Annotated in this window: 18 protein-coding genes and 1 pseudogene; 11 read left to right on the top strand and 8 right to left on the bottom strand. The window is 72.7% G+C overall.

Features of this window, described 5'->3' with window-relative positions; all coding sequences use genetic code 11:
• Positions 1 to 69: 69 nt before the first annotated feature.
• The gene (locus ACZ4K2_RS25925; RefSeq protein ID WP_467476535.1) at positions 70 to 996 is read right to left on the bottom strand and encodes a LysR family transcriptional regulator; all 927 of its coding nucleotides are present in this window, start codon (positions 994 to 996) and stop codon (positions 70 to 72) included.
• Positions 997 to 1106: 110 nt separating this feature from the next.
• On the opposite strand from ACZ4K2_RS25925, the gene mgrA reads away from it, so the two are divergent.
• A complete protein-coding gene (gene mgrA / locus ACZ4K2_RS25920; protein WP_467476537.1) occupies positions 1107 to 2099 on the top strand; it encodes an L-glyceraldehyde 3-phosphate reductase in 993 nt (330 codons plus the stop codon).
• A 346-nt stretch (positions 2100 to 2445) separates the two neighbouring features.
• On the opposite strand, the gene ACZ4K2_RS25915 is transcribed toward mgrA, so the two are convergent.
• Positions 2446 to 2829: a nuclear transport factor 2 family protein gene (locus ACZ4K2_RS25915; protein WP_467476539.1), complete on the bottom strand. Its 384-nt coding sequence runs from the start codon at positions 2827 to 2829 to the stop codon at positions 2446 to 2448.
• 325 nt (positions 2830 to 3154) lie between these two features.
• On the opposite strand from ACZ4K2_RS25915, the gene ACZ4K2_RS25910 reads away from it, so the two are divergent.
• Both ACZ4K2_RS25910 and ACZ4K2_RS25905 read left to right on the top strand, forming a co-directional pair.
• The gene (locus ACZ4K2_RS25910; RefSeq protein WP_467476541.1) at positions 3155 to 3565 is read left to right on the top strand and encodes a hypothetical protein; all 411 of its coding nucleotides are present in this window, start codon (positions 3155 to 3157) and stop codon (positions 3563 to 3565) included.
• A 64-nt stretch (positions 3566 to 3629) separates the two neighbouring features.
• Positions 3630 to 5969, top strand: coding sequence for an FHA domain-containing protein (locus tag ACZ4K2_RS25905; protein WP_467476543.1), 2340 nt, complete (start codon positions 3630 to 3632; stop codon positions 5967 to 5969).
• A 14-nt stretch (positions 5970 to 5983) separates the two neighbouring features.
• Here ACZ4K2_RS25905 and ACZ4K2_RS25900 read toward each other — a convergent pair whose 3' ends face one another.
• Positions 5984 to 7282, bottom strand: coding sequence for a streptophobe family protein (locus ACZ4K2_RS25900; RefSeq protein ID WP_467476545.1), 1299 nt, complete (start codon positions 7280 to 7282; stop codon positions 5984 to 5986).
• Positions 7283 to 7454: 172 nt separating this feature from the next.
• On the opposite strand from ACZ4K2_RS25900, the gene ACZ4K2_RS25895 reads away from it, so the two are divergent.
• Complete coding sequence (locus ACZ4K2_RS25895; RefSeq protein WP_467476547.1) at positions 7455 to 7907, top strand: ATP-binding protein; 453 nt, start codon at positions 7455 to 7457, stop codon at positions 7905 to 7907.
• A 27-nt stretch (positions 7908 to 7934) separates the two neighbouring features.
• Here ACZ4K2_RS25895 and ACZ4K2_RS25890 read toward each other — a convergent pair whose 3' ends face one another.
• A complete protein-coding gene (locus ACZ4K2_RS25890) occupies positions 7935 to 8828 on the bottom strand; it encodes an RNA polymerase sigma factor SigF (protein ID WP_467476549.1) in 894 nt (297 codons plus the stop codon).
• Between the two features lie 290 nt (positions 8829 to 9118).
• Between ACZ4K2_RS25890 and ACZ4K2_RS25885 the strand changes: the two genes are divergently transcribed.
• The gene (locus tag ACZ4K2_RS25885) at positions 9119 to 9511 is read left to right on the top strand and encodes a helix-turn-helix domain-containing protein (RefSeq protein ID WP_467476552.1); all 393 of its coding nucleotides are present in this window, start codon (positions 9119 to 9121) and stop codon (positions 9509 to 9511) included.
• A gap of 195 nt (positions 9512 to 9706) precedes the next feature.
• Entirely contained in the window at positions 9707 to 10189 is a 483-nt protein-coding gene (locus ACZ4K2_RS25880; protein ID WP_467476554.1) for a VOC family protein, read from the top strand.
• 41 nt (positions 10190 to 10230) lie between these two features.
• On the opposite strand, the gene ACZ4K2_RS25875 is transcribed toward ACZ4K2_RS25880, so the two are convergent.
• From ACZ4K2_RS25875 to ACZ4K2_RS25865, 3 genes are read right to left on the bottom strand one after another with little or no spacing between them, the layout of a single operon-like run.
• Positions 10231 to 11109, bottom strand: a complete 879-nt coding sequence (locus tag ACZ4K2_RS25875) for a geranyl diphosphate 2-C-methyltransferase (protein ID WP_467476556.1) — start codon at positions 11107 to 11109, stop codon at positions 10231 to 10233.
• 54 nt (positions 11110 to 11163) lie between these two features.
• Positions 11164 to 12216 (bottom strand): family 2 encapsulin nanocompartment cargo protein terpene cyclase, encoded by a 1053-nt coding sequence (locus ACZ4K2_RS25870; protein WP_467476559.1) that lies wholly within the window; start codon positions 12214 to 12216, stop codon positions 11164 to 11166.
• A 14-nt stretch (positions 12217 to 12230) separates the two neighbouring features.
• On the bottom strand, positions 12231 to 13673 hold the full coding sequence (locus tag ACZ4K2_RS25865; RefSeq protein WP_467476561.1) for a family 2B encapsulin nanocompartment shell protein: 1443 nt from the start codon (positions 13671 to 13673) through the stop codon (positions 12231 to 12233).
• 315 nt (positions 13674 to 13988) lie between these two features.
• Here ACZ4K2_RS25865 and ACZ4K2_RS25860 point away from each other — a divergent pair.
• Together ACZ4K2_RS25860 and ACZ4K2_RS25855 are read left to right on the top strand one after the other, a co-directional pair.
• Positions 13989 to 14434, top strand: a pseudogene (locus tag ACZ4K2_RS25860) (VOC family protein); the annotation flags it as partial.
• A 182-nt stretch (positions 14435 to 14616) separates the two neighbouring features.
• Positions 14617 to 14751 (top strand): hypothetical protein, encoded by a 135-nt coding sequence (locus ACZ4K2_RS25855; protein WP_467476563.1) that lies wholly within the window; start codon positions 14617 to 14619, stop codon positions 14749 to 14751.
• 150 nt (positions 14752 to 14901) lie between these two features.
• Here ACZ4K2_RS25855 and ACZ4K2_RS25850 read toward each other — a convergent pair whose 3' ends face one another.
• Positions 14902 to 15276 (bottom strand): STAS domain-containing protein, encoded by a 375-nt coding sequence (locus tag ACZ4K2_RS25850; RefSeq protein ID WP_467476565.1) that lies wholly within the window; start codon positions 15274 to 15276, stop codon positions 14902 to 14904.
• Between the two features lie 159 nt (positions 15277 to 15435).
• Here ACZ4K2_RS25850 and ACZ4K2_RS25845 point away from each other — a divergent pair, with 159 nt between their 5' ends.
• The 3 genes from ACZ4K2_RS25845 to ACZ4K2_RS25835 all read left to right on the top strand — a co-directional run bounded on the left by ACZ4K2_RS25845 (position 15436) and on the right by ACZ4K2_RS25835 (position 18545).
• Complete coding sequence (locus ACZ4K2_RS25845) at positions 15436 to 15915, top strand: ATP-binding protein (RefSeq protein WP_467476569.1); 480 nt, start codon at positions 15436 to 15438, stop codon at positions 15913 to 15915.
• A 670-nt stretch (positions 15916 to 16585) separates the two neighbouring features.
• A complete protein-coding gene (locus ACZ4K2_RS25840) occupies positions 16586 to 16960 on the top strand; it encodes a hypothetical protein (protein ID WP_467476571.1) in 375 nt (124 codons plus the stop codon).
• A gap of 247 nt (positions 16961 to 17207) precedes the next feature.
• On the top strand, positions 17208 to 18545 hold the full coding sequence (locus tag ACZ4K2_RS25835) for a PP2C family protein-serine/threonine phosphatase (RefSeq protein WP_467476572.1): 1338 nt from the start codon (positions 17208 to 17210) through the stop codon (positions 18543 to 18545).
• Positions 18546 to 19167 lie beyond the last annotated feature (622 nt).

Raw genomic sequence — 19167 nt, 5'->3', positions numbered from 1 at the left:
ACCGGCGCCGCTCACGCGTCCGGAATCCGGCTCCCGAGGGGCCGGCCCACGCCGCCGGCCCGCCCCGGCTCACAGTGTTCCGGGCCGCTGCGGGGGCGGTACCGGGTTCCCGGTCCCGCCCTCCGTCTCCAGCAGCGTGACGAGCGCCCGGGCGGCGGGGCTGGTGGCGCGGTCCGGCGGCAGCAGGGCCACGGTCTCGTACTCCACCGCGGCCGCCGCCTTCAGCGGCAGCGCCGTGAGCGAGGGCCGCTTGTGCCGGAAGTGCCGGGGTACGACGGCGATCCCGAGGTTCTCGTCCACCAGGTCCAGCAGGCTGTGCACGTCGTTCACCTCCAGCGCGACCGTGCGCCGGACCCCGGCCGCGGCGAACGCGGCGTCCGTGGTGCGGCGCGGACCCCAGTCGGGGTGGAAGTCGACGAAGACCTCCCCGGCGAGGTCGCCGGGCCCGAGCACCGCCGGGGCCGAGGCGAGGCGGTGGCTCGGATGGCACAGCACCGTCATCGGCTCGCCGGCCAGCGACACCGATCTGAGCTGGTCGGTGTCGGCCTGGGTGCGGTAGGCGAAGGCCAGGTCGAGACGTCCGGCCGCGACCTCTTCCGCCAGTGCCCCCGACCCCGCCTGCCGCAGGCGGATCTCCACGTCCGGGTGCCGCCCCCGGAACGCCGCGAGCAGCCGGGCCACGTGCACCCCGGCGATGCACTGCTCGGTGCCGAGCGAGAGCGTGCCGCGCAGCACCCCCTGCACCGCGGCGACGGCCTCGTGCGCCGCCCGCACCTGCGCGAGGATCCGTTCGGCCTCCGCCAGCAGCGCCCGCCCGGCCTCGGTGAGCGTCACCCGGCGGGTGGTCCGGACGAACAGCGGCGCCCGCAGTTCGCGCTCCAGCGCGCGGATGGACGCCGACAGCCCCGACTGGGACACCATCAGGCGTTCGGCGGCCCGGGTGAAATGCTGGTCCTCGGCGACCGCGACGAAGTGCTGGAGATGGCGCAGTTCCATGATTCAGAAGCCTATCCGCTGAATTCCATCGGATTCTCCTGTTGGACCACTGTGCGCGGCCGGGGGAAGAGTGGACGGGCAGACCGTGTGCCCACCCCTCTGGAGTCGCGTTGTACACCGCACACCCCGACCGCTACGCCGACATGCCCTACCGGCGCACCGGCCGCAGCGGACTGAAGCTGCCCGCCCTGTCGCTCGGCCTCTGGCACAACTTCGGGCCCGACCGGCCCGTCGACACCCAGCGGGCCATCCTCCGCCGCGCCTTCGACCTCGGCGTGACCCACTTCGACCTGGCGAACAACTACGGCCCGCCGCCCGGCGCCGCCGAGTCCGCGTTCGGCGAGGCGCTGAAGGCGGACTTCACCCGCCACCGCGACGAGCTGGTGATCTCCACCAAGGCCGGCTACCTGATGTGGCCCGGCCCGTACGGCGAATGGGGCTCGCGCAAGTACGTGCTGTCCTCGCTCGACCAGAGCCTCGCCCGGATGGGCCTGGACCACGTCGACATCTTCTACTCGCACCGCCCCGACCCGGACACTCCGCTGGAGGAGACGATGGGCGCCCTGCACTCGGCGGTGCAGCAGGGCAAGGCCCTCTACGTGGGGCTCTCCAACTACTCGGCGGAGCAGACCCGGGAGGCCGCCCGCATCCTCGCCGGCCTCGGCACCCCGCTCCTCATCCACCAGCCGCGCTACTCGATGCTCGACCGGCGCCCCGAGGACGAGGGCCTGCTCGACGCCCTGGACGAACTCCAGGTGGGCTCCATCGTCTACTCGCCGCTGGAGCAGGGCCTGCTCACCGGCCGCTACCTCGACGGCATCCCGGAGGACTCCCGGGCGGCGAGCGACAGCCCGTTCCTGAACTCGGACGCCGTCACCGAGGACCTGGTGGCCCGGCTGCGCGCGCTCGACGAGATCGCCGAGTCCCGCGGCCAGACCCTGGCACAGCTCGCGCTGGCCTGGGTGCTGCGCGGCGGGCGGGTGACGTCCGCCCTGGTCGGAGCGAGCAGCGCGCGGCAGATCGAGGACAGCGTCGCGGCCGTCCGCAACCTGGACTTCGACGCCGGTGAACTGGCCCGGATCGACGCGATCGTCAGGCCGTAGACACGCGCCGGCCCCGGGGACTCCCCGCGTGGTCCCCGGGGCGAGCGCGCGGGCCGGAGCGCCTGACGGCCCGACCCGCCGACGCGGCCGCGGGGGAGCGTCCGGCGCCGCCGGGGGGCCGTGGGGCGCCGGACGGCGCCGGGCCGAAGGCCTACGGACGCCCCCCGCTCCCGACGACCGTCCGGCGGCTTCGGCGGCCGTCCCGTTCCCGTCGGGCGCATGGCGGCCTTGCGGCCACGGGTGACGGCTGCGTACGGCCGGTCCCCGCGGCCGGTCTCGCGTACCGTCGGCCGGGCGACCGGTCGGCCGCACGCCCGGCGGGTGCGGGGACCCGTGCCGGGCGCCCTCACGCTTGCGCGGGCACCCGGTCGAGGAAGCCGAGCACGGAGCGGATGCGGCCGTCCGCGTCCAGCGTGAGCACGTCCGAGCCGGCGACCGGGGCGGACCCGTCGGCCTCGGCGACCAGTTCCCAGGAGAAGCGGGCCGTGTCGTGGTGGCCGTCGACGGAACCGGTGGGCCGGAAGACGAACCCGGGGAACTGCTCGTGGGCGGCGCCGATCACGGCGGCGACGGCCTCGTGTCCGCTGACGTCGACGAGCGGGTCGGTGTACCCGCCGCCCTCGGTCCAGGCGGCGGCCACCGCCTTCGCCAGCTCCTCGGGCCCGGCGGCGTTCCAGGCGTCGAAGTAACGGCGGACGGCGGTCTCGTAACGGTCGGTGCTCTCGGACATGGGTGATCGGCCTCCATCGAGGGGTCGGTGCCTGTCGGGATCCGGGTTCCGGTCCTCGGTGACCCGGTGCGACCACCTTGCCCCGTGCGGCGGCGCCGGTCGATTACCCCCGAGGTCATGGGCCGGAGCGCGGTCTTTCGGCCAGCCGGCCGCCGGAATATGCCAACAGACTGGCCGGAAAAACGTGGTGACAGTGATTCAGCCATGAACATACTCGACTGTGAGGCCTTCACTTCCAGCGAGGTTCCGGTCACGCACCGCACATGAGCCGCACCGAGAGCGAGGCCGGCCGGCGAGCGAACGAGCACGACGGGGAGTGGGCGTCATGCACGACGAATTCCTGTGCCATGTCACCGCGTACGGCACCTGCGGCGGACGGCGCGTCGGAGTCCCCCTCGGCACCTACCGGGCGCCCACCCTGCCCCTCGCCCTGTGGTGGCTGCGCGACCGCGCGAGCTGGATCGCGAACCGCCTCGATCCGCAGCCCGGGACCGGGCACCTCCCGCCCAGGTCGCTCGTCCCGGTCGCGGCCACCGTCCCCGACGTCCCGGCCGTACTGCGCGCCTGGTGCGGCGATCCCGCGCAGCAGGAACGGGTCGCGGACGAGTTGGCCGCCGGCAGACTGGTGCGGATCGCCACCCGTGACGACACCACCGAGTACGAGCTGCTCGCCGAGTCCGTCGACGCGCTGCGCATGCAGCGGACCGTCCCGGGCCTCGCCCTGCCCGTCGCCTGACCGGCGGCCGCGGCCCCACCCCCGGGCGGCGCACACAGGTGGACGAATCGGTAGAATTTCCGGCATGGCTGAGCGGCCGGTCCTACCGACTGCACCCGAGCTCGTCCTGGAGACCGAGACGGGCGCCACGGTGATGACCCCGAGCCACGAGTACCTGGTCGGACGCGACCCGCTGAGCGACATCGTCCTCGACGACGCCCGGGTCTCCTGGCACCACGCCCTGCTGAGCTGCCCCGAGGGCCACTGGACCGTGGAGGACCGGGACAGCGTCAACGGCACGTACGCCGACGGCCGGCGCGTCCGGCGGTGCACGGTCCACCCCGGCAGTGTGATCCGCTTCGGCGATCCCGCCGACGGCCCCCGCGCCGTCCTGGCCGACGCCCCGGAACCGGCCGCGGACCGGCCCGCCGCCGTGTCCCAGCCCGAGCTGACCGGCACCTTCCGCCGGCCCGCGAGCGTCCGCCCGCTGCCCGCGCGGACCGTCCGGATCGGCCGCGCCCCCGACAACGACCTCGTCGTCGACGACCTGCTGGTCTCCCGCGAACACGCCGAGCTGCGCGCCCACGCGGACGGCACCTACGAGATCGCCGACCTCGGCAGCCACAACGGCACCTACCTCAACGGCCTGCCCGTCACCCTCGGCCTCGTCGGGCCCGGCGACATCATCGGCATCGGGCACTCCGCGTTCTGCCTGGTCGGCGACGAACTCCAGGAGTACGTCGACACCGGCGAGGTCCGCCTCGACGTGCAGGACCTCACCGTCACCGCCGACCGCGGCCGGGCGGTCCTGCTGGACAACATCTCCTTCCCGGTGCGGGAGAAGTGCCTGCTCGCGGTGATCGGACCGAGCGGCGCCGGCAAGTCCACGCTGCTCAACGCCCTCACCGGGCAGCGGCCCGCCGACCGCGGCACCGTCCTGTACGACGGCCGTGACCTCTACCGGGACTACCCCGAACTGCGCCAGCGCATCGGTCTCGTCCCGCAGGACGACATCCTGCACCCCCAGCTCACCGTGCGGGCCGCCCTCGCCTACGCCGCCGAGCTGCGCTTCCCCGAGGACACCGCCCCGGCCGAGCGGCGCGCCCGGGCGGCCGAGGTCGTCCACGAGCTGAACCTGGAGGAGTGCGTCGAGCAGACCGTGCACACCCTCTCCGGCGGCCAGCGCAAACGCGTCAGCGTCGCCCTCGAACTGCTCACCAAGCCCTCGCTGCTCTTCCTGGACGAGCCCACCTCCGGCCTCGACCCCGGCATGGACCGCTCGGTGATGCACATGCTGCGCGGCCTCGCCGACGACGGCCACACGGTCGTCGTGGTCACCCACAGCGTGCTCAGCCTCGACGTCTGCGACCGGCTCCTCGTCCTCGCCCCCGGCGGCAAGGTCGCCTACTACGGGCCGCCCGGCGACACCCTCGCCTTCTTCGGCTTCGACGCCTGGCCGGAGGCCTTCGAGGCGTTCGACCGGGACCGCGACCGCGACTGGGCCAGGGAGTACCGGGACTCACCGCTGCACCGGCGCTACGTCACCGAGGCCACCACCCAGCCCCACCACCCCGGCCCGGTCCCCGTCCCCCCGGTGCCGCCGCCCCGCCCGCGCCACTGGGGCGCCCAGGTCGCCACGCTGGTCCACCGCTACACGGCCGTGCTGAGCGCCGACCGCACCTTCATGCTGATCATGGTGGCCTTGCCGTTCGTGATGGGTGCCATGGCCCGCGCCCTGGCGGGCGACACGCTCACCCAGAACACGGCGATGAACGCGCTGCTCATCCTGTGCGTCGGCGCCGTGCTCACCGGCGCCGCCAACGCGGTGCGCGAACTGGTCAAGGAAAGAGCCGTCTACCAGCGGGAACGGGCCGTCGGCCTGCCCAGATCCGGTTACCTGACCTCCAAGGTCGTGGTGCTCGGCACGATCACGGTGGCCCAGGCCGTCGTCCTCACCCTGGTCGCCCTGCTCGGCGTCGACCTCAACGCCCCGGGCGGGCGGGGCGTTTTGCTGCCGCCGCTCGTCGAGATCACGCTGGCCGTGGCCCTGCTCGCGTTCACGGCGATGATGCTCGGCCTGCTGGTCTCCGCCCTGGTGCGCAAGGAGGAGGTGACGATGCCGCTGCTGGTGCTGCTCGCCGTCGTCCAGGTCGTCTTCTGCGGAGCCCTGCTCAGCCTGCACGGGGTGCCCGGCCTGGAACAGTTCTCGTGGCTCGTGCCCTCCCGCTGGGCGCTCGGCGCCATGGCGGGCACCGTCGGACTGTCCCGGATCGCGCCCGGCAAGCAGTCCGCCGACCCCCTGTTCCGGCACGAGACGGGCGTCTGGCTGCTCGACGTGGCCATGCTCGTGGTGCTGGCCGCGTTCTACGGCGTCGTGGTGGCCCGGCTGCTGCGCCGGCAGGAACCCGCCGTGATGCGGCGGTAGCCCGGTCCGTCCTGCTATGCGCCTGCCGCTCGGTCGTGCCGGGGCCGGGACGCCTCCACGGGGCCGGCGCGGCGCACCGGTCCCGCCAGCAGGCCGGTCAGGAAGCCGGCCACCAGCCCCCACAGCGCGCCCAGACCCAGCGCCTGCCACAGCCGGGGCCGCAGGAACACCTCGCCGGACAGCCCGCCGCCCAGGTCGCCGATGCCGAGCAGCGACAGCCCGTAGTGCGCCGAGATCCGGCCCGTCAGGCAGATCATCAGCACCGTCGCGGCCGTCGCCACGGCCAGGCGCACGGCGTGCCGCCACGGCCGGGTCCGGGCCGGCGAGCGGACGGCCGCCCGGAAGGCGACGGCGAGCAGCAGGACGACGTCCACGACCACCAGCCACCACATCCGGCCGTCGTGCTCGGTGAGCGAGCGCAGGTTGACCGCGGAGACGTCCGGGGTCCGCAGGACCGCGTCCAGGACATGGGGCATCGGCAGGCCGAACGGGCCCTGCACGCGGCCGTCCCAGGTCGCCCCCGTACCGATGGTGAAGGCGGGCCAGGCCAGGTTGGGCAGGCCGAGCAGGACCAGCGCGCAGACCGCGGCGACGTGTCCGCGGGTGACGGCCGTGACCACGGCGGCGACGAGCCCGACGACGACGTAGGCCAGCAGCAGCTCGATCATCGCGTGCGCCGCCGGACGCACCGACTCCTGGTGGCACAGCAGCCGTCCCGGCAGCGGCGCGCCCCGCGCGACCAGCAGCGCGAGCACCAGGACGCCCGCCAGCCACAGCAGCCCGAACAGGACCGTCGCGGGCACGTCCGTGGTGAACCCGACCCGGGGCCGGATGCCGAACAGGCCGGTGAGGTCGCTGAGCGTGCCGCTGCCCATGTCCACGGCGAACGTCTGCCGGGCGGCGAAGGCCAGACCGACCAGCACCACCAGCCACGGCACCGCGACACGGCCCGCCCAGCCTGCCAGCTCCCCGGCCGAGGCGACCGCCCGGTGCCTGAGCGGCCGCAGGAACCCGGCACCGATCACCAGGGCGCCGGCGAGCGTCACGGAGAGCGGCAGCACGGTGACGGCGGCCTGCGTCCGGGCGAACACCCCCGCGTCGCCGGAGAGCCGCACACTGCCGCCGATCGCCGCCACCACGGTCGCGGCCACCACCCGGGGGAAGGCGCCGGACGGCAGGTCCGCGGCACCGGCCGCCCACAGCCCCAGCCCCGCCACCAGGACCATCACGGCCAGCCCGGTCAGCACGGCGGCCACGGCCTGGGGCCAGCCGTGGCGGGCGGCGGGCCGCACGAAGTCGGACGGAGGGCTCACCCCTGCCACGCTAGGCACCGGCAGGCCGCCCCGCCCGCCGGGTGGGCCGTCCCCGTGAGTATCGTCACCGTGCGCGCTCGGCGAACGCATTCGGTGGACTGCCGGGCCGGGCCCGGGGTACGAGGACAGGTGCAACAGTGACCGGTGGACCGGGCCTTCCGAGAGAGACAGCATGACCGAGCACCTGGGCGGGGCAGTGATACCGGCTGGTTTCGACGTACCCGTGGAGCCGCTGCGGCGCGCGGCTCACTACACCGGCGCACCCGGATGCATCGCCGAGGCGCGGGCCTTCGCGGCGGAGTTCCTCCAGCAGCTGCGGACCGAATGGTGTGCCGCCGCGGACCGCGGCGCCGACGGGGAACTGCTGCTCATGGTGAGCGAACTGGTGACCAACGCCGACCGGCACAGCAGCGGCCCGTACATCCTGGAGCTGGAGGGCACGGCCACCGAGGTCGCCGTGTCCGTCTACGACAGCAGCACCGCCCTGCCCCGCAGGTTCCCGAAGGATCCCGAGCGCGTCGGGCGGCACGGCCTGGAGATCGTGCACGCCCTCGCCGCGGAGGTCACCGTGGAGCGCGTGCCCGTGGGCAAACGGGTGCGGGCGCTCTTCCCCCTGGGCCGCTGACGGCGCCGGGCCCCACCGCCCGCCGGATCAGGCGCAGCCGAGTTCGCCCAGCATCCCCTGCCGCAGCCGGGTGATGATCCGCTTGATCAGCCGGGAGACGTGCATCTGGGAGCAGCCGAGGCGCTCCCCGATCTCCGCCTGGGTGGCCTCCTCCACGAACCGCAGGTGGATGATCTGCCGGTCGCGGTCGCTCAGCTCCGCCATCAGCGGGGCCAGCGCGTGGAAGTCCTCGACGAGCCGCAGCCCCTCCTCCTCCACTCCGATGAAGTCGGCGAGCACCGCCTCGCCGTCCTCGCCGCCGTCACCCGTGAGCGCGGCGTCCAGGGAGGCGGAGTTGTAGCCGTTGGAGGCGAGCTGGCCCTCGACCACCTCGTGCTCGGTCAGGTTCATCAGCGTGGCCAGCTCGGCGACGGTCGGGTCCCGGTCCAGCCGGCTGGACAGCTCCTCGCGCGCCCTGGCCAGCTCCACCCGCAGCTCCTGGAGGCGGCGCGGCACGTGCACGGCCCAGGTGGAGTCCCGGAAGAAACGCTTGATCTCCCCGACGATGTACGGCAGGGCGAAGGAGGTGAACTCGACCTCGCGCGCCAGCTCGAACCGGTCGATGGCCTTGATCAGGCCGACCATGCCGGTCTGGACGATGTCCTCCATGTCGTCGCCGCGCCCGCGGAACCGTCCGGCCGCGAACCGCACCAGCGACATGTTCATCTCGATGAGCGTGTTGCGCGCGTACTGGAACTCGTGCGTGCCCTCCTCCAGCTCGGCCAGCCGGCGGAAGAACTGCCGGGACAGGGCCCGCGCGTCGCGAGGGGCGACGGATGCCGGGTCCGCGATGCCGGGCAGTGCGTCCCCGCCCGTCGTCCACCCCTGCTCGGTCTGCTCGGCGGCCTCGGTTTCCGGCCGGATCCCGGCGGCGGTTTCCATTCCCTCTCGGCCCTCTCTCACCAAAGTCGCGGTTCGGCGTGTGCCTCTACGGCCTCTCTGCCCGCGCCCCCGTGCGGGACGCGTTCCCGCGCATACCCGCCGTCCGGCGAGTCATGCCACCTCTGTTCAGAACCGTTCACCCGGCGGGTACCCCCGGTGACGTGGCGCATGCGTCCAGGTCACCGGGGTGGCGTAAAACAGCCGTTCGAGGGCGGGGCGCCGGGGGAGTTCCCTCAGGGCGAACGCGGCGGCCCTGCCCGGGTCCGCCGTCGCGCTCCTAGGCTGACGGGATGACCGACCCGGTGAGCGACGAAGCACGAGTGATCCCCCTGCGGCCCGCGACCGCCCGGCCGGCGGCCCCGGAACCCGAATCCGCGCCCAGGGAACCCCTGTGGCGCGATCTGGTCGGCGAGGTGCTGCGCCGCGAGCGCCGGGCGCAGGAGCGCACGCTCAAGGACGTGGCCGACGCGGCCCGCATCTCGCTGCCCTACCTGTCGGAGATCGAACGGGGCCGCAAGGAGGCGTCCTCGGAGGTCCTCGCCGCCGCCGCGCGCGCACTCGGCCTCGGCCTCGGGGACCTGCTGTCGCTGGCGAACGGCGAGCTGACCCGGCGGACGGCCGGACGGCGCCTGCCCGCCGCCGCGCCGCACCGCCCCCACCGGGGGCTCTGCCTGGCCGCCTGACCCGCCCGGCGGATACCGCGGTGCGAGTGGCCGGCTCCCCGCTGGGAGCCGGCCGCCCGCCGTGCGCGCACCCGGAACGGGCGGGGGTTGGGCCGTCCGGTGGGTCAGGTGACCGGACCGATGAGTTTCGCGCCCGGGACCGGTCGACATCCACGACCGTGTTCCACCCGCTGCTCCACGCCCCGGGAGGCGTTCATGACCACCGACGGATTCACCACGTGCCTCTGGTTCGACGGCCGGGCCGAGGAGGCCGCGCACTTCTACGTGTCGGTCTTCGAGAACTCCCGGATCGGGCGCGTCGTCCGGTGGCCCGAGGACGGGCCCGGGTCGGCCGGCTCCGTGCTCACCGTGGACTTCACGGCAAACGGCCAGCGGTTCGTCGCGCTCAACGGCGGCCCGCAATTCTCGTTCAACGAGGCAGTCTCCTTCCAGATCCTCTGCGCCGACCAGCGGGAGATCGACCACTACTGGACGAGGCTCACCGAGGACGGCGGCGAGGGCGGCTCCTGCGGCTGGCTCAAGGACCGGTACGGCGTCTCGTGGCAGGTCGTCTACGCCCCGTTCGTCGACATGGTCGGCGACCCCGACCCGGAGAAGGCCGCGCGCGCCACCCGGGCCATGCTGGGCATGGGCAAGCTGGACGCCGCCGCGCTGGAACAGGCGTACGCCGGCGCGTAGCGGGACGGCACCGGCTCCCGGCCGGTGCCGCCCGCGCCGGGTCAGACCCGGTCGGCCACGATGAGCAGGTACTGGAAACTGCCGTTGCGGTACGCGGACAGGAACGTGTCCTCGATGCCCGTGACCAGGTGGTCCGCCTCCCTGCGCAGGTCCCAGTACGGGATGGCCGCCTCGGTCAGGTCCTCGACGTGGACCGGCACCAGCCGGTTGCGGGCCATCGCGCGGAAGTACTCCGAGCGAGGGTGGATGTCGCAGATGTAGTGCGCGTTGATCAGGGACACCTCGCGGGAGGCGCGCCCGTAGGTGTCGTTGTAGCAGCCGGTGATCACCACGTAGCGCCCGCCCCGGCGCAGCAGCCGGGCGTGCTCGGCGAACAGCAGGTCCAGCTCGACGTACATGGTGGACTCGTTGTTCCAGGACGCCGCGTACGCCCCGGTCTCGAACCCGGTGTCGAGCATGTTGCGGTGGTGGTAGCGGACCTTGTCGTCGATGCCCCGTGCGCGGGCCTGCTCGTTGGCGAAGTCCGCCTGCTTCGTGGAGAGGGTGACGCCGTCGGCGTGGCAGCCGTACCGCAGGTGCGCCACGACGCTGCCGCCACCGCGGCCGCAGCCGGCGTCGAAGACCCGGTCGGCGGGGGAGAGCGGTCCCAGGTGCGAGGCGAGCAGTTCGGCCTGGGCGTGCTCCAGCCGGTGCAGTTCGGCCGTGACGCGCTCGCGGCGCCGTGCGCCGTCCGGTTCGTCGAGCACCGACCGGTCGGCCGCCCCTACCCCGTAGTGGTGGTGGTAGAGGTCGTCGATCCTGCCGAGTTCGAGGTTGACCGGGTTCTCCTCGGCGTTCCAGTAGTCGGCCACGCGGTTCTGGTAGGTGGACTGGGCCGGTACGGAAACGGTGGCGGTACGGGCGGCGGGCACGGTCGTCAACGGTGACTCCTCCTTGCGCGGGTGACGGTGTGTCGTTCCTGGGCGGTGCTGCGGTCACCAGTAGTCGGGCAGGTGGTAGCGGTGGGTGTTGGTGGCGTGCCACTCGTGGTTGCCGGACACCCAGGCGGCGAGCCCCCGGGCGTAGCGCTCCACGAGGGGGGAGGTGCCGGCCAGGAGGGCGGACTCCTCCTCGAACGCCTCCATGATCCGGTTGTGGATCTCGACGGACCTCAGGTAGGCGGTCTTGAGGCCGCAGCGGTCGTTGGCGGCGACCACCTGCGGCAGGTTGAGGTGGGTGGGGTCGCTGGCCAGCTCCTTGGTGAAGGAGTAGAGGTCGTTGACGACGGTCGTCGCGTTGCAGGCCAGGGCCGTGATCCGCTGGATCTCCGGCCGGGCGTAGACCTGCTCGGGCAGTTCGTAGCCGTCCACCGCGTCGACGATCGACAGACAGGGCCGGAAGTTGTTGAACTGCCGCATCACCAGGTACTCCCACACCCGCGGCGTGTGCCGGGTCTCGGCCCAGGCGGCCTCGGCCAGGTAGCCCAGGTGCAGCCGGGCGATGTCGTGCACGAACCGGCCGGTCTGGCTCGGGGTGGCGAACGCGGCGTAGTCGGCCAGGGCGAAGTGGTACGAGCGCAGCGGGCCGTCGGCGCGTACGCCCTGGCGCCACTCCTCCTCCAGTTCCGGGATGCCGTGGTAGGCGTCGATCGCCGACTGGGCCAGGATCAGCCGGCCGCCCAGACCGCTGCGCGCACCGCCCCGGCCCTCGTCCTCCTCGCAGTAGCAGGAGTCGACGACGTTCTCGGCGAGCAGCAGTTTCCCCGCGACGGTCAGGCGCTCCAGATCGAGGGCGCCGGGGTGCTGGAGGACGACGGCCCGGCCGAACCGGAAGCCGGAGAAGTCCCCCTTCCAGGCCTCGGGGAACAGGTCGAGGCCCCGGGCCCAGGTCTCCAGCCGGCGGTCGACCTCCGCGGCCTTCGCAGGGTCGGCGGGTGCGGCCGGGCGGTGGCGCAGCCCGGGGATCGTCCCGGTGCGCCGGTCCCTGCGCAGGCTCCCGGCCACGTCGGGCGGTCCGGGCAGCCGGTAGGCGGGGGTCGGTGCGCTCATGACGTGCCCGGCCGTCACTCGGCGGTCCGGCCGAGCTGGACGTTCTCCAGGATCCCCGCCGCGTCGGGCACCAGGATGGCCAGCGAGTAGTAGGCCGTGACCAGGTACTTGACGATCGAGGCGCCGTCGATGCCCATGAAGCGGACGTTCAGCCCCGGCTGGTGCTCCTCGGGGATGCCGGTCCGGTAGAGCCCGATCACGCCCTGGTCGGCCTCCCCGGTGCGCAGCGCGATGATGCTGCTGGTGTTGTTCCCGGTGACCGGGATCTTGCCGCACGGGTAGATCGGCACGCCCCGCCAGGCGGGTACCTCGTGGCCGCCGACGCTCGCGGTGCCGGGCACCAGGCCCCGCTTGTTGCACTGCCGGAAGAAGGCCGCGATCGCCTTGGGGTGGGCGAGGAAGACCTTCGTACCGCGCCGCATCGCCAGCAGCTCGTCCATGTCGTCCGGGGTCGGCGGTCCGGTGAAGGTGCTGATCCGCTGGCCGTAGTCGACGTTGTGCAGCAGCCCGAACTCCCGGTTGTTGACCAGCTCCCACTCCTGCCGCTCGCGGATCTCCTCGACGGTCAGCCGGAGCTGCTGGGCGGTCTGGTCCATCGGCTCGTTGTAGAGGTCGGCCACCCGGGTGTGCACCCGCAGCACGGTCTGGGTGAGGGAGAGCTCGTACTCGCGCGGGGCGAACTCGTAGTCGACGAAGCCGCCGGGCAGGGTGGGCTCGCCCACGTGGCCCGCCTGGAGGGGCAGCTCCGCCTCGCCCCTGCGGTTCACCGGCCGGCCCTGCCGTTCGGTGTAGGCCGCGAGGTGGGCCGCCAGGGAGGGCACCCGGTCGGTGAACTCCCGCACGGTCTCCCAGGGCAGCGCCAGCAGCACCCCGGCGGTCTCCGCCCGGACGGAGGTCAGCCACAGCGGATCGGACTGGCCGACCGCCTCGTCGCCGAGCTGGTCCCCGCCCGTGACGACGCCGACGACCTCCTCCTCGCCGTACTTCCCGACGGCGTAGCGGGTGAAGCGCCCGTGCGCCACCAGGTACGCCTCGGTGACCGGCTGCCCCGCCTCGAACAGCACCTGGCCCGGGCGCACCTCCCGCTGCCGGAAGCGGGAGGCGAGTTCCCGCAGCACGTCGACGTCGTTGTAACCGCGCAGGACGGGCAGCTCGGTCAGCGTCTCCGGGACCACCCGGACGTCGTCGGCACCGTTCTGCTCGAAGTGCACCCGGCCGCGGCCGGTGCGCAGTTGCCGGCGCCGGTTGACCCGGTAGGTGCCGCCCCGGACGTCCACCCACGGCAGGGTCTTCAGCAGCCAGCGCGAGCTGATGGCCTGCATCTGCGGTTCGGACTTGGTGGTCGTGGCGAGCTGACGGGCCGCCCGGGTGCTCAGGCTGGTGAGCGCGGCGTCTGCCGGGGGTCCGGATTCCGGTTCGTGGACTGCGGAACCGGTGGCGATGTCCGGAGTGGACACGTTCCCTCCTGCGGAGAGGCGGACGGGGGTGGTGTGGAACGGTCGGCGGTGCGCACGGTGCGGGTGCGCTCGGACCAGCCAAACAGGGCGTGTGATCTCCGGGTACAGCGTGAAGGGGGCGGTTTCGATCACCGCGTCGCGTAAACACCGCGATGAGGGTGTCCGACGGAGGGCGCGGGGAGCGCACGCCGGTGTCGCGCCTCCGCGCCCCAGGGCGGCCGGGTTTACGGCGGTCCGGATGCGGCGCGCGGCCCGCGCCCGGGCTGGCTAGCGTGAGGTGGCGGGACGGTCCGGCCGAGCGAGAGGGCGTCGACCATGGCGGTGTCCCCCGAGGGAACGCGCTGCTGGGCCGACGCGATGTTCGGTGACGTCGAGGGAGCCGAGAGATTCTACGGCGAGGTCCTCGGCTGGACGTTCGGACGTTCGGCGAGTCGTCGCCGGAGTACGGCGACCGCACGCAGGCGTACGCGGGCGGCCGGGCCGTCGCGGCCATCGTCCCGCCCGCGCCCGCCCAGGAGGGCCGGTCCCGGCTGTACTTCGCCTCGCCGGACGCCGCGGCCACCGCGCGGCGGATCCGGCAGAACGGCGGCGAGGTGCCGATGGAGCCGATGCGGGTCGCCGACCTCGCCACGATGTGCCTGGCCCGGGCGCTCGGCGGGGTCGTGTGCGGGGTGTGACAGGCGGGCGTCCACGAGGGCTTCGAGGCGACGGCCACCCCGGGCGCCTACTGCTGGGCCGAGGTGTTCACCCGCGAGCCCGATCTCGTTCGCGCCGGGCTCCTCGCGTCGGCGGCCGCACTGGCGTGACCCACGCCTCTCACGGCCCCGCACAAGGCTCCGGGCGTGCCCGGTGCCGCAGATGCGAGGTTCCCCCGTTCGGCCCATGCTGGAGCTCTGCTTCTGTGCAGCGGCGACGCTTTCCCACCACTCGGTCAGGAGGCATCGTGATCGCCCTTGCCCTGTTGGTGCCGGTGACACTGGCACTGATGATGTTTGCCCTGGACCTCTTCGAGAACCGCTTGTTCCCCCCACCGCCGGAGCACCGAACCGAAGAGGATTCCGCTTCCGCAGAGAAGTGAAAGCCGGACCGCCTGGCGCGCCCGGGCAAGTCCGTGGAGGGCGCTGAGGCCAGGGTTCGCCCTGTGGGGTCACCCGTCCCTGGCTTTTTGCAGCTCGGGACTGTGCTCGGTGGCATGCGACGGGACGGTCTGGTCGGGAGCGGCGGCTGCTCAGTTGCCGAGGGCGTGGTCGAGGGTGTCGTGGCAGTCGATGACGGTGTCGACCCCGACGAGTTGCAGGACGCGCTTCACCGGGTCTGCCGGGCTGGCCAGGCGCAGCCAGCCGCCGGCCCCGCTCAGGGTGCGGTGGGCGGCGATGAGGATGTTGATGCCGCTGGAGTCCATGAACGGGACCTGGTGCAGGTCCAGCACGACGTGGGGGGTGCCGGCGACGTTCAGGGCCTGGCGGAGGGTGTCGCCGGTGTGGTGGTCGATCTCCCCGGCCACGGTCAGCACATGGGTGCCGTCGGGGGCGGTGGCGGCCACGACTGACAGCCCGGCCGTCCGCCCGGTGTTCTTGTCGTCCGCCACGTGTCTCTCAGCCATGTCGGTGATCCTGGCACAACCGGATTCCCCTCCGGATCACCGCCCTGCTTTTTCCGGGTGATGCCCCGGTGTGACGCAACCGATGCGGGCGGATCAGGCGTCAGCTGGTCGTGACGGGGTAAACGGATGCGGGATGAACGGACAGTGAAGGCGGCCACCATGGAGACCGTGCCCGTGGGCGAAGACGACATCGCCCCCTACGAGCGGTCTCCGCAGACCTCGGTCGCCCTGGCCGGGGGCGGCGGCGACATCGCCCGGGCCCGCGACCTGGCCGCCGGCTTCCTCACCCGCGTCCAGGCCGAGCACGGCCTGCCCGTCTCCGAGCGCGCCGTCGAGCTGACCCGGCTGGTGGTCAGCGAGCTGGTCACCAACGTCCGCAAGTACGCTCCGGGACCGGTGCTGCTGGATCTGCGGATCCTCGGCGACATGGTCGAGGTCGTGGTGTGGGACTCCAGCCCGCACCTGCCCGTCGCCCGGGCCGCGGACGCCGGCCGTATCGGGCAGCACGGCCTGGAGATCGTCATGGCCGTCGTCCAGCACTTCGACGTACAACGCGCGACGGCCGGCAAACGCATCACCACCCGCATCGCCCTCCTCGACGACCCCGACGGCGCCGTATCCGGACGCCCGCTCCGGTAGACGGCCGGAGGACGGTGGCTTGACCGCGGGCACGGGCGGCAAACCGGGCCGCCGTCACCGCCGGCCATCCCGAGTGCCGTCAAGATGCCTGCTCTGCGGGCCATCGCCGACCGGCCTGGAACCCGAGACCATCGAGGTCCTGGCCGCCGACCGTGCAGCCTCCTGGCCGCCGGTGAGCACCTGACACCCGATTGCGGAGGCTGGACGTCCGCCCGGGGCCCAGCTCGACCGGCGCGACGACGCCGGCCGCGCGTCTCGGCGCGCGGTTCGGCACTCCGGCGGGTGATGTTGGAGGAGGCGGGAACATCTGCCGGGCGGCCCGTGTTGTGCAGGGCGTGGTTGTGGAGGGGACAGTGTCCCCGGGCCTCACCTATCGCCTGCAGGGACGATCGTCCGGCTGAAGCCCTGCAGTGCCTTTCGCCGCGTAGGCGACCGCCCTCCACGACCACGTGCCCGTCCGCGGCCCCGGCCGGCTTCCCAGCCGGCCGGGGCCGCGCCGCGCGCACCGGCCGGCTGCCGCATGGCGCGCCCTAGGGCTGCGTCCGGCCGTCGGGCCTCCGGTGCGCGCCGTAATGACTTTGTCGTATTCGGAGGGCGTCACCTGGTGAATTTTTGACGTGTACAGGAGGATCTCGGGTTCGGTGCAACAATCCCGAAGGACGGAGTACTGATGATCACGAAGGCTCTACGCAAGGCGGCCGCCTCAGGTGTCTGCGCTCTCGTGGCCGCCTCCGCTGTCGCTGTCGCGGCTCCCGAGGCCAGTGCGGCAACCAGCGTGCACTGCTCGAGTGGTAACACGTTGACCCTCGCTGCCGGGCTGCCTCCCGCCCCCACTGTCATGACGAGTCGCAGTGCGTGTCCCGGCTACACCAACAGTGGAAGCCCATACACCTTCGACTTCGACGTCCTCGGCGTTCTGACCCCCGAACCCCTCGGCCAGCCCCGCATCCTCCTCTGGTACAACGTGAGAGCGACCTGCGGCACCATCAGCGAAGACAGCGCAGGCAAGTTGACCCTGGGCTCCTGCACCTACAGCACTTTGTGACGGTGACGGCCCGGCGCCCTCGGGGAGCCGCCCGGCATTCCGCTCGGTCTCGGACAGACGGCAGCGGCCGGCTGCTGGTCGAACCGGGGTGCCGGGCCAGTGGCCCGAGATCGCCGTGCAGGGCCGGCGCAAGCCGTGGCCGGCGTAGCCCCCGTGTGGTCCCCGTGGAGGAAACCGTCAGGGGCGTCGGGGGAAGCCGCAGCCGTCTCGGGCCCTTCGTCGCGGGCCTGGAGGGAAGGAAGGGGGGATGGACGATTTCGAGGTGGACCAGGTGGTTCAGCGGGCCCTGGACCGGCTGACACTCCTGGCGGAGACCACCACCGCCATGACCAGCACGCTCGATTCCTATGCTGCCGTCCGCCGGGTGTGCCGCATCCTGGTGCCGCAACTGGCCGACTGGTGTGCGGTCGACCTGCTCGACGACGACGGCCGACCCCGCAGGATCAGCGTCGTCCACCGCAATCCGAACATACTGCCGGTCGGCGGTCTGACCGGCCTGCTGCCCGACGTCCCCGAAGAACCGGTCGGCCCACTCGCACGCGCGCTCGCCGGCGCAGGCCCCCTGCTGGTGACCGAAGCCGACATCCCCAGCCCCGACAAGGCTGCCGACCCGTTGCACGCCCGTCAGCTCGAACTGTTCGACCAGCTCGGCACCCACACCGCCGTGGTCGCCCCCGTACGCGCCCGCCGGCAAGTCCTCGGCGCCCTGACCATCGCCCGCTCCGCCGACCGCAACCCACTCACCCACGACGACCTCGCCATGGTGGAGGACCTGACCCACCGCATCGCCCTGGGCGTGGACAACGCCCGGCTGCACCGCGAGACCCAGCACATCGCCGAACGCCTCCAGCGCTCCCTGCTGCCCACCCTTCCCCAGACCGGTCCGCTGCGGATGGCCGCGCGCTACGCACCCGCCGCCACGACCGCAGAAGTCGGCGGCGACTGGTACGACAGCTTCCTCCTGCCCGACGGCAGCACCACCATGATCATGGGGGACGTCACCGGGCATGACCTGCGCGCCGCGATCACCATGAGCCAGCTGCGCAACATGCTCCGCGGGATCGGCTGCGACCGCCAGGAGCCGCCGGGGCAAGTCCTGCACCGCCTCGATCTTGCGCACGACGCCCTCTATCCGCAAGCCACGGCCACCTGTCTGTACGCCCTCCTCGACGAGGACGACCGGGGAGGGTGGACGATCACCTACTCCAGCGCCGGGCACCCACCGCCCCTGCTGGTCACCCATGAAGGCGACACCCGCTACCTCAAAGGCGGCCGCGGCCTCCTGCTCGGCGTCGACCCCACCCTCCCGCGCCATCACGCCACGGAAACCCTGCCCGCCCGCTCCACCGTGCTCATGTACACCGACGGGCTCATCGAACGCCGCGGCGAAGACCTCCAACACGGCCTGACCCGCCTACGACAGCACGCCGCCGCCCTCGCCCGCGAAGACCCCGACACGTTCTGCGACGAACTCCTCGCCGGCATGGGCAGCGACCACACCGACGACATCGCCCTCCTCGTCACACGAACCCCCACCCCCTCACCGCGATCCACGGGAACCCACAACCGGGGAAGGAGCCGCTGACGGGGGGCCATCGGACCGTGTGGTCGACGGCGTCCGGCGCATGTCGGCGAAGAAAGTGCGCTGTTCGGAGGCGGTCAGTTCCGGGCCTGAAGGGGCCGGGCCGCGGCGTGGGCGGGACGGGGAGGGTACTCAAGCGGGTGGCACTGTCCGCCCTGACCGCCACCGCAGCGGCGGTCTCGCTCGCCGCCGTCTCCGTACCGCAGGCCTCCGCGATCGACCGCGTCTCCTGCGGTACGAGGGAGGACTTCGCGAAGGTCTACGGGCACTGGACGAACGTAGACGGCGACTGGGACTCCTGCTGGGCCAACGCCGGGACGATAACGGACGGGGCCTTCGGGGAGTTGCTTCCAGATCGTGGCAATTCAGCCACTCGCCCGAAGGCCCCCACCAGCCGCCCGTTGCGAGCCGTTCCGGCTCGGCGCGGGGTGCCAGCCTGCAGCAGTGCCTGTTCCAGATCCGGCCATGACATCGCGTGGGCTTCGCTGCTGTTCACCAGCTCCGTCCAGCAGTCCGATGAGGCCCCGGATTAGTACTCCAGCAGCGTTTCGCTATCTTGCCTGGTCACAGGCATCGCCGGGAGTGTAGTGGGCTGCTGGAACGTCAGGGGCGGTCTTGCCGGACC

The sequence above is a fragment of the Streptomyces sp. NPDC025833 genome (assembly GCF_055558055.1).
The sequence above is the reverse complement of the archived record's forward strand: the minus strand, read 5'-3'. Positions and strand labels throughout refer to the sequence as shown.

Excerpts from the sequence above, each read along its gene's own strand:
- ACZ4K2_RS25840 (WP_467476571.1), top strand. The coding sequence starts at position 16,586 with ATGATCACGAAGGCTCTACGCAAGGCGGCCGCCTCAGGTGTCTGCGCT.
- ACZ4K2_RS25850 (WP_467476565.1), bottom strand. The coding sequence starts at position 15,276 with ATGGCTGAGAGACACGTGGCGGACGACAAGAACACCGGGCGGACGGCC.
- ACZ4K2_RS25890 (WP_467476549.1), bottom strand. The coding sequence starts at position 8,828 with ATGGAAACCGCCGCCGGGATCCGGCCGGAAACCGAGGCCGCCGAGCAG.
- ACZ4K2_RS25870 (WP_467476559.1), bottom strand. The coding sequence starts at position 12,216 with ATGAGCGCACCGACCCCCGCCTACCGGCTGCCCGGACCGCCCGACGTG.
- ACZ4K2_RS25845 (WP_467476569.1), top strand. The coding sequence starts at position 15,436 with ATGGAGACCGTGCCCGTGGGCGAAGACGACATCGCCCCCTACGAGCGG.
- ACZ4K2_RS25835 (WP_467476572.1), top strand. The coding sequence starts at position 17,208 with ATGGACGATTTCGAGGTGGACCAGGTGGTTCAGCGGGCCCTGGACCGG.
- ACZ4K2_RS25885 (WP_467476552.1), top strand. The coding sequence starts at position 9,119 with ATGACCGACCCGGTGAGCGACGAAGCACGAGTGATCCCCCTGCGGCCC.
- ACZ4K2_RS25880 (WP_467476554.1), top strand. The coding sequence starts at position 9,707 with ATGACCACCGACGGATTCACCACGTGCCTCTGGTTCGACGGCCGGGCC.
- ACZ4K2_RS25925 (WP_467476535.1), bottom strand. The coding sequence starts at position 996 with ATGGAACTGCGCCATCTCCAGCACTTCGTCGCGGTCGCCGAGGACCAG.
- ACZ4K2_RS25895 (WP_467476547.1), top strand. The coding sequence starts at position 7,455 with ATGACCGAGCACCTGGGCGGGGCAGTGATACCGGCTGGTTTCGACGTA.
- ACZ4K2_RS25905 (WP_467476543.1), top strand. The coding sequence starts at position 3,630 with ATGGCTGAGCGGCCGGTCCTACCGACTGCACCCGAGCTCGTCCTGGAG.
- ACZ4K2_RS25915 (WP_467476539.1), bottom strand. The coding sequence starts at position 2,829 with ATGTCCGAGAGCACCGACCGTTACGAGACCGCCGTCCGCCGTTACTTC.
- ACZ4K2_RS25910 (WP_467476541.1), top strand. The coding sequence starts at position 3,155 with ATGCACGACGAATTCCTGTGCCATGTCACCGCGTACGGCACCTGCGGC.